Source organism: Synechococcus sp. KORDI-100 (genome assembly GCF_000737535.1).
Classification (GTDB): Bacteria; Cyanobacteriota; Cyanobacteriia; order PCC-6307; family Cyanobiaceae; genus Parasynechococcus.
Map to the genome: position 1 here is coordinate 831697 of NZ_CP006269.1, position 11613 is coordinate 843309.

An 11613-nucleotide genomic window follows, 5' to 3' on the forward strand; every position below is an offset into this window, starting at 1 on the left:
ACTCGCTGAATCATGTTGGAGCGTGAGCTGATCAAGTCACCGGAGATGGTCGAGCTGCATCTTCGTCCTGCAAAGGGTCATGCCGCGACACATGCGCTGCGATGGATGCAATCCGTGTAGGGAAAACAGTCCTGGCGTTCAGAGAGGAACAAGGCTGATTTGGGCCATCGGCTTGGCTGTTGCCAACCTGTTGGTGAGTTTTCTGAGCGACGTGACATCAATCAGCAGCAGCTACAGCGGGCAACTGCGCTGTAGCTCGGTTCACTCCCCGTCAGGTTCAGTCCTGGAAACAGATGCCCCAACCGATAACCAAGGGAAGGGTGAGCGCTTTTCACCCACCGACCTTGTTGCGACAGCACTCAACACCTGCATCCTGACGATCATGGGGATCGTTGCTGAAAGCCATGGCTGGGATCTCAAGGGATGCGTAGCCCGGGTCGAGAAGGTCATGACCTCAAAGGCCCCCCGCAGGATCGCCCTGCTCGAGGTTTGGATTGAGCTGCCCCCTCACATCGATTCCAAGGCACGAAGAATTCTGGAGAAAGCTGCTGAAAACTGCCCGGTCAAAATGAGTCTTGATGGGGCGGTACCGATGAGGTTCCACTGGAGTTGAAACCAGGCTGCATCGAACGGCTGTTCGTCTGAATACTGGAAGCCCTCGGTGATCTGGTCGGTGATGTCGCTGAGAAAATCGTGCAGAGCTTCTGTCTCGTTCATGAGGATGCCGTCGACGTCGCCCGCTTGGAAGAGATCAAATGAAAGCATCCATCACTTGTTGCCCTTGCCCTGCTGGCTGCCTGGTCACAGAAGCCTGACGCGAAGAATCTTGTCTGGCCTTCTGATGAAGAGGTGTTTGGCATTGAACCTGGCGGCACCATCAGAGCCACCGGGATGAAACAGCTGATGGACAAATGCAGAGCGCTTCAGTCAGGCGAGCTGCCATCAGATCCTGAGGAGGACAAGTCCTGCGTCGAGCTGCACACGTTGTTGATGGACGTCATGGAAGACAGAGCGAGCGCTGGCAATGACGCTGGAGGTCCCTGATCAACAATTCGGCTTTTCCTCTCTGGTGGGGCAGACACCCACAGACACCCTTCACATCAGCAACACGTCATCGTCAGCAACACTTCACCATCAGCAACTGACCGAAACAAGACACACGAACAAATCGTTTGAGTTCAACAAAGAGAACAATTGTTGTATCTCGCGTGAAACTATCCTGCCATGACCTGGGAAGTGGCTTTACTTAGAAAAAGGATCGACTACAAGATCAGAGCCATCCTCAATATGCAGATGTTTCACCATGTAGTGTGTGGCACAGGTCATGTCATTGAGATCGCATTCAGAGATGTAAACGAAGTAATCTTCCAGTGCATCCCATCGTTCAGTAATCGATTCATACCGCCCTTCGTTGCTGATTGCGTACATCAGATTCAAGCGAGTGAGAAGCATTTAGCTCTTAAAAATAAATTTGTCAATTAATATGTGTCGAGAGATAAACTACCTAGGTTTAAATTCCCTAGAAGAAACACTAAGTCAAAATCGTAAGTAATTGTCATTCTCATTGAAGCGTCTTCTCGCTGCTGCCTGTGTGCGCAAGAGTGCTGGACAAGTTGGTTTTTATTTAACAGTTCGGACGGGTGTAGAGGGGATGAGGCATGTCTGAAATTTTTGTATCATTTTTAAGGACCTGCAGGGCATTTGCACAGGCCCCAAGTGATGTCTGGCGAGACAATTTATTTCGGATGTTTAGGTGGCCATAGCAAGTTGTGCCCCGAATACCATGATTGCTGTTGTTTAAGCTGACGAATGTTTATTGTCAATTAAAATAGATTGCTGATTGAAGGCTGGGGATTGAAGGTGAATGGCTTAAAAGAAGGCTCAGATTGAACATCAAAAGACATTCGGCAGTCATAAAGAGACAATGTTGATGTTGTCTAATTATGTGAGATTGCAGCAGTTTTAAGCAGGTGGTGCATACTGGTTGCTCTTGTGCAGCGGTGTTCTTCTCCTGCAAAGATTCGGGAGGCGCTGCAACATGCCATGGAAGACTCTTGCGCGCTCCGGACGCAGGAAAAATATTGCCAGCATTGCTTGAGCAGCTGAAACGTTGGGGTAAATCAGAAACGATGCCGGTGAAGTCAGGAGATCAATCAGCTCAGTGGGTCATCCCAAGGGAGCGTCAATTCAAACTCCTGAAGTAAAGCGTCGGCTTCCTCGTCCTTGTCTTCCATCAGAAGCCAGGCCACCCGCTGCCAGATGAACCTGTCCAGCTGTTCGTCGTTTTGAAGCCGAAAAGTCGGGTTTGGTACCTGCTCAGCATCGCTGGGAAATTGAGCAGGCAAGACAGCAGTGGCGTCTACTAAATAGTCTTAGCTTTCTCAGGTTGAGAACAGCTGTATCAACGGACAGCATTCCTCGTTGATAGGCACTCCTACGGGTGAGGACAGCAGCTCCAACCGACGGTTTCGGCTGTGGTGAACCGTTGCAACGAAACCAAGACGGGTCGCTCGTTCACCCTTCCCCCAGTGCCCAGCCAGCTTCCTCGGTGCGACAGAACCAAGAGTCCGTCAACCCAAAACAGCGGGGAATCCTCCAGCCCGTCACGTCCGACCAACTGACCCCCAAAACGTCAACGCCCCCTGATGGATTCGAACCATCGACCGACTGCTTAGAAGGCAGTTGCTCTATCCAGCTGAGCTAAGGGAGCACCGTTCCAGTTTCGCAGCCGCCAGGTTTGACGGCTGGCTTGAGGGCTGGAGCTACTTTTTAATGTAAGAAGCTATGCGGCACCCATCAATGGCTCCAAGGCGTCTCACAGATCCCGAGAAGCAGGAGCTGGTTGGCCGTTACAAGGCTGGTGAATCGACAGCGGCGCTGGCTGTTGCTTACTCCTGCAGTCCCAACACGGTGAGTCGGACCGTCAAGGCCTTGCTCCCTGCAGACGCCTACCAGGCACTCAAGGCCAGTCGCCTGAAATCCAAGCCAGCCGTGTCAGAGCCTGCGGCATGTCTGCAGGACGACGTATCCGCTGATTCGACGTCGGTTCCTGCCTCTAACCTTGACGCGGGAGATGAGGGTGAGGACCCGGGGACCCTCGCCCTGGATGACGCTGAAGACTTCGGCGATGAACCCGACGAGGATTCAGACGACCACGACAGCTCCAGCTCCGATTTCGAGACGTTTCACGAGCTTGTCCCCCTGGCAGATGTTGGAAACCTCACCGACAACCGCCGGCTTGAGCCGCTGCCCTTAACGGCTGGTCTGCTCCCCACCTGCGTTTACATGTTGGTGGACAAGGTGGTGGAACTCGATGCCAAGCCATTGAGCGATTTCCTGGAACTGGGGCCGCTTGATGAAACGGAGCAACAGCGCCAAGGCCTCTGTCTTTACAGCAGTCCCCGAACGGCAAAACGCCAGTGCGGCCGCAGTCAGCGGGTGATCAAGGTTCCGGATACCAGCGTGTTTGAACGCACCAGTTCCTACCTGCTGGCCAGGGGGATCACCCGGCTGGTGATGGAAGGAACCCTGATTGCGATTGATTCAGAGGTTTGAAGCAGCTCAGTCGCGTTGATCCGGAAGCAGGACCGCTGCCGTTGTTCCGCCGCTGATCACCCCGAGGACAAACGACACTCCCACAAGAAATCCGCTCGGCAGTGGAACGGACCGCGAGGCCCCGACCTGGATGCTGTGGCGGTCGCTGAGGTTCTGTGCACCCAGACAAAGCAGCAGGAGAAACAGCAGTCCTCCCCCGAAGCTCAGCATCAGCAGGCGCAGGCGAAGAAGCATTCAGGAGCCAGCAGTGGGATCAGTGTGGCGTGCGCCGATGCAGAAGGGCGTACAGCTCGCGGCGGGAGGTGCCGGTCTCTTCCGCCAATTGTCGTGCAGCAACGCTGGCGCTGGCTCCGGCTTCGATGTGTTCTTCAAGCCGACGCAGCAGTTCCGCTTCGCTGGGCTGAATGATGGCCTGTGACGGAGCTCCCCCGAGAACAAGAGTGCATTCCCCCTGGGGCGCGTGCTCACGAAAGTGCCTCCTTGCGGCACCCACCGTTGGGCCGATGTGCTGCTCGTATCGCTTGGTTAGTTCTCTGGCGACCAGTAGGGGCCGGTCCTCGCCGCACTGGGATGCAATGGCATCCAGGAGGGCCAGCAGGCGGTGTGGCGCTTCATAGATCACGGTGGTGCGGGTTTCCTTGGCGATCTCTGCAAGCCTTTGCTGACGCTCCCGCCCCTTTGTCGGCAGAAAACCCTCAAAGCAAAACCGTCCGCTGGGGAGACCGCTGCTGACCAGAGCTGTTGTGGCCGCACAAGGACCCGGGATGCAGATCACCTCGTGGCCCTCGGCGCGTGCTGCTGTCACCAGTGCTTCGCCGGGATCACTGATCCCAGGCAATCCGGCATCACTGATCAGAGCAAGGCTGAGCGGTTGTTTCAGAAGCTCGACCAGCTGCGGCAGTCGGCTTCGGGTGTTGTGCTGGTGGAAACTGAGCTTTCGCCCCTTGGCCCCCAGGCTGCCAAGCAGTTGACCGCTATGGCGTGTGTCCTCGCAGGCGATCACGTCAACCTGGCGGAGCAGTTCTCTGGCTCTTGGAGAGAGATCGCCGAGATTGCCAATCGGAGTCCCGACCAAGTACAGCGTTCCAGGTGCTGGCTCCGGCCGCTGCATTGTCCCGGTCCCAATGGCTGGACTTTAGGTCCCGCAAGGGATCTGGCCAATCGTTTGCAAACCGGCATCAAAGGCCACCGACGCCCTTGCAAAGATTCGTTACGGTTTGATCAATTGGTGATCATTCCGTGGAAATCGCTCTCCATCAGCAGTTCGAGAAGCAGCGTCTTCAGGGTGTGATTGATCAGACCGGCGATTTGCAGGAGCTTAAGGATCTGGCCAAGCAACTTGTCGAACTCTATTTCAAGCAAAAGGCAGCGACGGCCTGGGCTGTGGAGCAGGCCACCTCCTGATTGCAGGGTGCCTGCCTCCTGACAGGCAACGTTGAATGGTGTGAACGGTCACGTTGACCTGGCCAAAGCTCTCTATGACTGGTCAAAGCGGTTGGCCCATGCTCACCACAGCGACACGCCTCAGGATTCAGGACATCCTTCGACGTGTGGCCCAAGGTCAATCCGTCAGTCTTCAGGATCGGATCTACGTCAACAAATTCGCTGAGCACGACCGCACGGTGAACAGCTGGGTCAATCGAGCTCGACGGATGCAGTTGCAACAGGCGCCCTCAAAGGGTCTCGATGGTTTCCTCGACGACCTTGATCTTGGCTCGGAGGAGGAGGGAGATCAGTACCGCGGCGACCTTGGAGACTGGTTCGGTAACGCGTCACCCTGGCTGCGCCGGGATTGAACTTCGAAGGATTCCGGTCGCTGCATTGCATCACAATGTCAGCGCCTTAGACCTCGATCATGCCCAGCTCTGCCCTTCTGCCTGCCGGCGTTTCCATGGATGGGCTCCTGGCCGAGTTGAGACGGCTGAGCTGGGGTGCCGCAGACATTCTTCGCGCCTACGCCAGAGGCGACCAACCTCCCCATGGCTTTCCAAAGGCCCTGCGTGTTGAAGATGGAGGAGATGGTCCGGTGTCTGCCGCTGATCTGGCCGTGAATCGTTGGTTGCTCGATGGTCTGAGCAGCGCATTCCCAGATGCTGACTGGACTTTGCTCAGCGAGGAAACAGCAAAAGAGCAGCTCACCGAGGGGGTGCCACTCGAGGCTGAATGGCTGTGGATTCTCGATCCTCTCGATGGCACCAAGGATTTTCTGCAAGGCACCGGTGAGTACGCCGTTCATCTCGCCCTCGTGAAGGGGCAACGGCCTGTGTTGGGTGTGGTGCTCTTGCCTGAAGCGGATGAATTGTGGATCGGTGTGGTCGGGGAAGCTGCCTGGTGTGAGGACCGAACGGGGCAGCGTTCTCCGGTTCGCTTCAGTCAGCGTTCAGATCTGTCTGATCTGATTCTTGTCGCCAGTCGCAGTCATCGGGATGAGCGCCTGGAAGCACTGATCTCAGCGCTTCAGCTTGGTGGCTCGCGGGCGGTTGGAAGCGTGGGTTGCAAGGTCGCCACGATCCTTCGAGGTGAAACGGACCTCTACATCTCACTCTCCGGTCGCAGTGCTCCGAAGGACTGGGATATGGCGGCGCCTGAAGCGGTGTTGCTGGCGGCTGGAGGCCGATTCACCCACGCCAATCTGAAGGAACTCACTTACAACACAGGCGATGTGCGCCAAGCGGGCTGCCTGATCGCCAGCCATGGCAAGGCCCACGCTGCACTCGGTGAGTGTGCGGCGCGGGCTATGGCCAGCATTGATCCCGGTTTTCCCGTCTGATCAGTTCAGGGGGGCCACAGGCGTTGGTACCGGCTCAAGCTCACCACTCTCGCCGTTCTGAGGGACGCCGCGGAGGGTGAGATTGATGCGTCCGCGATTGTCGATTTCGCGCACGCGCACGGTGACCTCATCGCCGACCTTCACCACATCGTCGACCTTCTCGACGCGCGCTTCCGAGAGCTGCGAAATGTGGATCATGCCCTCCTTGCCAGGAAGAATCTCCACAAAGGCGCCGATCGGAATGATGCGGGTGATCGACCCGGTGAACAGTTCGCCCTCGTTCACCTTGCGCGTCAAGCCCTCGATGATCCGCTGCGCCTCTTCTGCGGCCGCTCCGTCGTGGGAGGCGATCGTGACTATGCCGCTGTCCTCGATGTCGATCTTGGTGTTGGTGCGTTCGGTGATGCCCTTGATCGTGCGACCGCCGGGACCGATCACGGTGCCAATCAGCTCAGGATCGATTCGGAAGCTCAGCAGACGCGGTGCATGGGGAGAGAGCACATCGCGCGGAGCAGCGATCGCTTCCAGCATCTTCTCAAGAATATGGAGACGGGCAGGACGGGCCTGATTCACCGCCTCAGCGACTGTTCTCACCGACAGACCTGTGATCTTCATGTCCATCTGAAGGGCGGTGATCCCCTTCTCGGTTCCAGCCACTTTGAAATCCATGTCGCCGAGGAAATCCTCGATCCCCTGGATGTCCGTGAGGATGCGAACCTCCTTGCCTTCCTTGATCAGTCCCATTGCAGCGCCGCTCACCGGTGCCTTGAGCGGAACACCGGCGTCCATCAGCGAGAGAGTGCTGCCGCAGACCGAACCCATGGAGGTTGAGCCGTTGGAACTGAGCACTTCGCTCACCACACGCACCACGTAGGGGAAAGTGTCTTTCTCGGGCAGGACAGGAAGAATCGCGCGCTCGGCCAGGGCTCCATGGCCGATTTCGCGGCGTCCGGGTGAACGCATCGGGCGTGTCTCGCCGACGGAATAGGGGGGGAAGTTGTAGTGGTGCAGATAAATCTTTTCGGTGTTGGGATGGAGGTCATCCATCTCCTGGGCATCACTCGGTGTTCCCAGCGTGGCTGTGGAGAGCACCTGGGTCAGGCCCCGTTGGAACAGGCCGGATCCATGCACCCGCCGCGGCAGAACACCAGCCATGGCACTGATCTGGCGCACTTCGTCGAGGCCGCGGCCATCAACGCGCTTCCCATCCTTGAGGATCTGCTGCCGCATCAGGCTCTTGGTGAGGGCCTTGAAGCTGTTGCCCAGCAACTTGGAATTGGAGGCGACGGCCTTGCGCACGGCATCGTCCTCTTTCAGCGCTGAGATGGCTTCTGCCGCAGCACTCTTGACGGTCTCAAGGGCCTTGTCGCGCTGGTCCTTGCTCTGATCGAATTTCTTGAGCACCTCGCTGATGCCTTTGGTGCACTGTTTGCTCAGGAAGGTCGGCAGCGTTTTGTCCTCCTCAGGTGCCTCGAGTTTCACCTGTTCGATGCCAAGGTCCTTCAGCAGGGTCTGTTGCGCCTTGATCAGTTCGCAGATCGCTTCATAGCCGAAGTCGATGGCTTCAATGACATCGCCTTCCGGCAACTGGTTGGCTCCCGCCTCCACCATCACCACACCATCAGGTGTTCCGGCGACAACAAGATCCAGATCACCCCGCTCGATTTCCCTGTAGCTGGGATTCAGCACGAAATCGTCACCGAGCAGGCCTACACGCACCGCAGCCATCGGGCCGTTGAACGGAATCTTCGCCAGCAGGGTGGCAATCGAGGCTCCCGTCACGGCGAGCACATCGGCAGGCACCCGCTCATCCAGAGACAGGCAGGTGGCGACAACCTGCAGGTCGTCCCGCAACCAGCCCGGAAACAGTGGGCGCATCGGCCGGTCAATCAGACGCGCCGTGAGGGTGGCGCGCTCGGGGGGGCGGCTCTCCCGACGTTGGTAGCTGCCTGGAATTCGTCCCGCTGCGTAGAGACGCTCCTCGTAGTCGCAAATGAGAGGTAGAAAATCGATGCCTTCCCGTCCGCCTGAACGGGTGGAGGTCACGAGGACGGAGGTGTCTCCGCACTCAACCAAGACGGAGCCTCCCGCCTGGGGGGCAAATCGCCCGGTGGTCAGTCGAATCTCACGTCCGTCAAACGAGATCGACTGGGTTTGTCCTTGCACGACGGCTTATGTCCTTTTGTCAATTGTTAGTTTGCCATTTCGTGGGTTTCAACATCGGTGGGTGCCGTCATCGCGCTCGCCCACCACGAAGTTCCTCCGATGGCCTTGAACCCAGCTGATCACCAGCTGGACTTCACCACGCCGGGAAGTTCACCCTTGTGAGCCCTCTCCCTCAGCTGATTCCGGCAGAGCCCGAAGTCTCTGTAGACGCCGCGGGGTTTGCCGGTGGCCCAGCAGCGGTTGCGAACACGGTTGGGTGCACTGTTGCGCGGCAGCGCCTGAATCTTGCGGTGAATCTCAAGGCGTTCCATGGGATCACCAGCGGCATGCAGGGCCTTCATCAGTGCTGCACGCTTGGCCGCATATCGCTCCACGAGCTTCTTGCGCTTCACATCGCGGGCGATCATCGACTTCTTGGCCATGCAGCTGAATCGCTGAAAAATCAATAACCAACTATACAGTTCAAAGCCCAGAGCCCTATCGGGTGATCAGCTGTTGTACCAGGGGAAGTTGACTGGTGTCCCGCACGATCAGAACGACGGTGAGGCCAACGATCAACAGAAAGCCCGACTGCAGGTAAGCCAGCTGCCAACGCTCCGGGACAGGACGTCCTCGCAGTCCCTCGAGCATCAGCAGGAACATCTGTCCGCCATCCAGGAGCGGCACCGGAAAGGCGTTGAGAACAGCCAGATTGATGGAGATCAGAGCCATGAAAAACACCAATCCCGAGCCTCCCTGCTCGCTCAATTGGGCGCCGATCTCAACAATTTTTACCGGTCCGCTCAACTGACCGGCGTGGCCTCGGAAATCACGGATCAGCCCCCCGTAACCCATCAGGGTCTGCTGCAGGAGCTGGCGGAATTCCGAGACGGTATGGGTGATCACCTCAACGGGACCGTTGGCCGGCCGGCTTCGCCCGTTCACATTGGCCTGAAGCTGGGCTCCGATTCGTCCAGCCCCTCCCTCATTGAGCGGTTGCAGGCTGATGGTCTCCTCGCTCTGGCCGCGCTGCCGATTGATGCTGAGAACGTCTCCGGGAGCCGCTTTGATTTCATCAACCATGGCCTGAACACCGGCCTGGCCCGTGCCGAGCTGTTCGCTTCCAATCGCCAGGATTTTGTCGCCGGGCCTGAGGCCGGCCAGGTCTGCTGCTCCTCCTTTCTGAACATCGATAATCAGAACGCCAGGATCCGGCTCGGCCGGCAATCCCACAAGCGCGGTCTGACCGAACAGCACCACAAGCGCCAGCAGCAGATTGGCCAGCACGCCCGCTGAGATCACAAGCGCCCGCTGGGAAATCGGACGATTGCGCATCAGATCGGGATCATCGGCAGGAATGGCACTGTCCTCGTCGTCATCGGGGAAGGAGACAAACCCCCCGAGCGGTAACAGTCGGATCGCGTACGTCACCCCCCGCCGTTGACGCTTGATCAGTGCAGGGCCGAAACCGATGGAGAAGCCGTTCACACGGATTCCCTGGAGCGTGGCAGCGAAGAAGTGCCCGGCTTCATGAACCACGATCAGGAAGGCGAGCACCGCAATAGCCGCGAACACGTTCATGCCGGCGTCATCCCTCGAATCAGGTCATTGTGGCTGCAATCGCTCGCAGCCGACGTAGGGAATGAGGGCCTGGGGCAGCCGAACACTGCCATCCGGCTGCTGACCCGTTTCCAGTAGCGCTGCCATCGTGCGCCCGACGGCCAGTCCACTGCCGTTCAAGGTGTGCACCAATCGGGTGCTTTTCCCTTCCTTGGTGCGAATCGACGAGCGTCGCGCCTGGAAGTCTCCGCAGACGCTGCAGCTCGAAATCTCCCGATAGGCCCCAGCACCCGGCAGCCAGACTTCAAGGTCGTAGGTGCGTTGAGCCGAGAAACCCAGATCGCCGGTGCAGAGATCCAGCACCCGGTAGGGCAGCTCGAGAGCCTGAAGAACCGCTTCGGCATCAGCGGTGATCTGCTCATGGGCGTCAGCCGACTGGTCGGGATGAACAAACCAGTAGAGCTCCACCTTGTTGAACTGGTGCAGACGAATCAAGCCTCGGGTGTCGCGGCCATAGCTGCCCGCTTCCCGGCGGAAACATGGGCTGTAGGCGGCGTAGCGCAATGGAAGCTGATCGACCGGAATGATTTCATCGCGATGAAGCGAGGTGACGGGGACTTCAGCTGTCGGCGTCAGCCACAGATCGTCTTCAGCACAGCGAAAGCTTTCCTCGGCAAATTTTGGGAGCTGGCCGGAACCGGTGAGGCTGGCGGAGTTGACTAACACCGGCGGCAAGACTTCGCGATAGCCCTTGCTGGTGTGCAGATCCAGCATGAAATTGATCAGGGCTCGCTCCAGCCGCGCTCCCTGCCCCATCAGAGTGACGAAGCGGCTCTGGGCGATGCGGACCGACCGTTCGGTCTCAAACAGTCCGAGTCGTTCTGCGATCTGCCAATGCTCTTCGAGTCCCGTCTTCTCAAGAGGTGTTCCCCAGCGACGGAGCTCGACGTTGTTGGTTTCGTCCTTCCCATCCGGACAGTCCTCAGCGGGAAGGTTGGGATAGGTGAGCAGCTGGTCGCGAAGCTGGTTCGACAGCTGCTTCTCCTCCTCCTCCAGCACGGCCACCCGTTGTTTGATGGTGTTGCCCTCCCGGCGTAAGGCGGCAACCTCATCACCCTTGGGATCGGCTCCGCCCTGGATGCGCTTGCCAACCTCCTTGCCAATGCGGTTTCCGTCCGCCTGCAGAGCGCTTCTTGTCTCCTCGAGATCGCGTTGCTGCTGAGCGATCAGTTGCAGTCGTGTCAAATCGACGGCCTTGCCGCGACGTCCCAGTGCACTGGTGATCGCTTCAGGGTTGTCACGCACAAGGCGCTGGTCGAGCACAGGTCCGGCGGTATCGGCGCCGGCAGCCTATGGCAGCCCGATCAGAGCACCTGTCCGACCATGACAGCCGCCACTGCGGAGAACACGGTGATGCCGAGAGCGGTGATGGGGTTCTGGCCCTGGGCCACGGCCACGGTTGTGATCACGCCGGCTCCCAGGCAGGCCACACACAGCTGGCTGGTGAGTTCGTTGCGACGGTCCAAGAGCTTTTGTCTTCTGGTCGGACCGTAGAGAAAGGCTCTGAACGGGGCTTCCGGCAG

At 58.3% G+C, this 11613-nt stretch carries 14 protein-coding genes and 1 tRNA gene; 6 read left to right on the top strand and 9 right to left on the bottom strand.

The annotated features are described in order from the left end of the window. Positions 1-91: 91 nt before the first annotated feature. A complete protein-coding gene (locus KR100_RS04105; RefSeq protein WP_369793837.1) occupies positions 92-613 on the top strand; it encodes an OsmC family protein in 522 nt (173 codons plus the stop codon). On the opposite strand, the gene KR100_RS16285 is transcribed toward KR100_RS04105, so the two are convergent. Then, a complete protein-coding gene (locus tag KR100_RS16285) occupies positions 508-765 on the bottom strand; it encodes a hypothetical protein (RefSeq protein WP_162176435.1) in 258 nt (85 codons plus the stop codon). The two genes, KR100_RS04105 and KR100_RS16285, sit on opposite strands and share 106 nt — an antisense overlap. Positions 766-849: 84 nt before the next feature. On the opposite strand from KR100_RS16285, the gene KR100_RS04110 reads away from it, so the two are divergent. After that, the gene (locus KR100_RS04110) at positions 850-1044 is read left to right on the top strand and encodes a hypothetical protein (protein WP_038543420.1); all 195 of its coding nucleotides are present in this window, start codon (positions 850-852) and stop codon (positions 1042-1044) included. Between the two features lie 1592 nt (positions 1045-2636). On the opposite strand, the gene KR100_RS04125 is transcribed toward KR100_RS04110, so the two are convergent. Then, positions 2637-2710 (bottom strand) — tRNA-Arg (locus KR100_RS04125). An 89-nt stretch (positions 2711-2799) separates the two neighbouring features. On the opposite strand from KR100_RS04125, the gene KR100_RS04130 reads away from it, so the two are divergent. Beyond that, positions 2800-3555, top strand: a complete 756-nt coding sequence (locus tag KR100_RS04130; RefSeq protein WP_038543427.1) for a helix-turn-helix domain-containing protein — start codon at positions 2800-2802, stop codon at positions 3553-3555. A gap of 6 nt (positions 3556-3561) precedes the next feature. Here the strand turns inward: KR100_RS04130 and KR100_RS04135 are convergent, their stop codons facing one another. Both KR100_RS04135 and rsmI read right to left on the bottom strand, forming a co-directional pair. Further along, positions 3562-3789 (bottom strand): hypothetical protein, encoded by a 228-nt coding sequence (locus tag KR100_RS04135; RefSeq protein ID WP_038543429.1) that lies wholly within the window; start codon positions 3787-3789, stop codon positions 3562-3564. A 19-nt stretch (positions 3790-3808) separates the two neighbouring features. Beyond that, positions 3809-4666 (bottom strand): 16S rRNA (cytidine(1402)-2'-O)-methyltransferase, encoded by an 858-nt coding sequence (rsmI, locus tag KR100_RS04140; protein WP_038543431.1) that lies wholly within the window; start codon positions 4664-4666, stop codon positions 3809-3811. A gap of 128 nt (positions 4667-4794) precedes the next feature. Here rsmI and KR100_RS16475 point away from each other — a divergent pair, with 128 nt between their 5' ends. The 3 genes from KR100_RS16475 (at position 4795) to KR100_RS04150 (ending at position 6325) form a co-directional block, all read left to right on the top strand. Next, positions 4795-4959, top strand: a complete 165-nt coding sequence (locus KR100_RS16475; RefSeq protein WP_204207777.1) for a hypothetical protein — start codon at positions 4795-4797, stop codon at positions 4957-4959. Between the two features lie 74 nt (positions 4960-5033). After that, entirely contained in the window at positions 5034-5351 is a 318-nt protein-coding gene (locus KR100_RS04145) for a hypothetical protein (RefSeq protein ID WP_369793819.1), read from the top strand. A gap of 59 nt (positions 5352-5410) precedes the next feature. Continuing rightward, positions 5411-6325 carry a 3'(2'),5'-bisphosphate nucleotidase CysQ gene (locus tag KR100_RS04150; RefSeq protein WP_369793820.1) on the top strand — a complete coding sequence of 305 codons (915 nt, stop codon included), beginning with the start codon at positions 5411-5413 and terminating at the stop codon, positions 6323-6325. Here the strand turns inward: KR100_RS04150 and KR100_RS04155 are convergent, their stop codons facing one another. From KR100_RS04155 to KR100_RS16480, 5 genes are all read right to left on the bottom strand, one after another. Continuing rightward, positions 6326-8491, bottom strand: coding sequence for a polyribonucleotide nucleotidyltransferase (locus tag KR100_RS04155; protein WP_038543435.1), 2166 nt, complete (start codon positions 8489-8491; stop codon positions 6326-6328). It lies immediately after the preceding gene. 119 nt (positions 8492-8610) lie between these two features. Then, positions 8611-8913 (bottom strand): 30S ribosomal protein S14, encoded by a 303-nt coding sequence (rpsN, locus tag KR100_RS04160; protein WP_038543437.1) that lies wholly within the window; start codon positions 8911-8913, stop codon positions 8611-8613. A gap of 55 nt (positions 8914-8968) precedes the next feature. Further along, the gene (locus KR100_RS04165; RefSeq protein ID WP_038543439.1) at positions 8969-10051 is read right to left on the bottom strand and encodes an RIP metalloprotease; all 1083 of its coding nucleotides are present in this window, start codon (positions 10049-10051) and stop codon (positions 8969-8971) included. Between the two features lie 24 nt (positions 10052-10075). After that, entirely contained in the window at positions 10076-11353 is a 1278-nt protein-coding gene (gene serS / locus KR100_RS04170) for a serine--tRNA ligase (RefSeq protein ID WP_038543441.1), read from the bottom strand. Positions 11354-11394: 41 nt separating this feature from the next. Then, positions 11395-11556, bottom strand: coding sequence for a hypothetical protein (locus KR100_RS16480; protein ID WP_204207779.1), 162 nt, complete (start codon positions 11554-11556; stop codon positions 11395-11397). Positions 11557-11613 lie beyond the last annotated feature (57 nt).

Excerpts from the sequence above, each read along its gene's own strand:
- KR100_RS04105 (WP_369793837.1), top strand. The coding sequence starts at position 92 with ATGCGCTGCGATGGATGCAATCCGTGTAGGGAAAACAGTCCTGGCGTT.
- KR100_RS16285 (WP_162176435.1), bottom strand. The coding sequence starts at position 765 with ATGCTTTCATTTGATCTCTTCCAAGCGGGCGACGTCGACGGCATCCTC.
- KR100_RS04130 (WP_038543427.1), top strand. The coding sequence starts at position 2,800 with ATGGCTCCAAGGCGTCTCACAGATCCCGAGAAGCAGGAGCTGGTTGGC.
- KR100_RS04135 (WP_038543429.1), bottom strand. The coding sequence starts at position 3,789 with ATGCTTCTTCGCCTGCGCCTGCTGATGCTGAGCTTCGGGGGAGGACTG.
- rsmI (WP_038543431.1), bottom strand. The coding sequence starts at position 4,666 with ATGCAGCGGCCGGAGCCAGCACCTGGAACGCTGTACTTGGTCGGGACT.
- KR100_RS04145 (WP_369793819.1), top strand. The coding sequence starts at position 5,034 with ATGACTGGTCAAAGCGGTTGGCCCATGCTCACCACAGCGACACGCCTC.
- KR100_RS04150 (WP_369793820.1), top strand. The coding sequence starts at position 5,411 with ATGCCCAGCTCTGCCCTTCTGCCTGCCGGCGTTTCCATGGATGGGCTC.
- rpsN (WP_038543437.1), bottom strand. The coding sequence starts at position 8,913 with ATGGCCAAGAAGTCGATGATCGCCCGCGATGTGAAGCGCAAGAAGCTC.
- KR100_RS04165 (WP_038543439.1), bottom strand. The coding sequence starts at position 10,051 with ATGAACGTGTTCGCGGCTATTGCGGTGCTCGCCTTCCTGATCGTGGTT.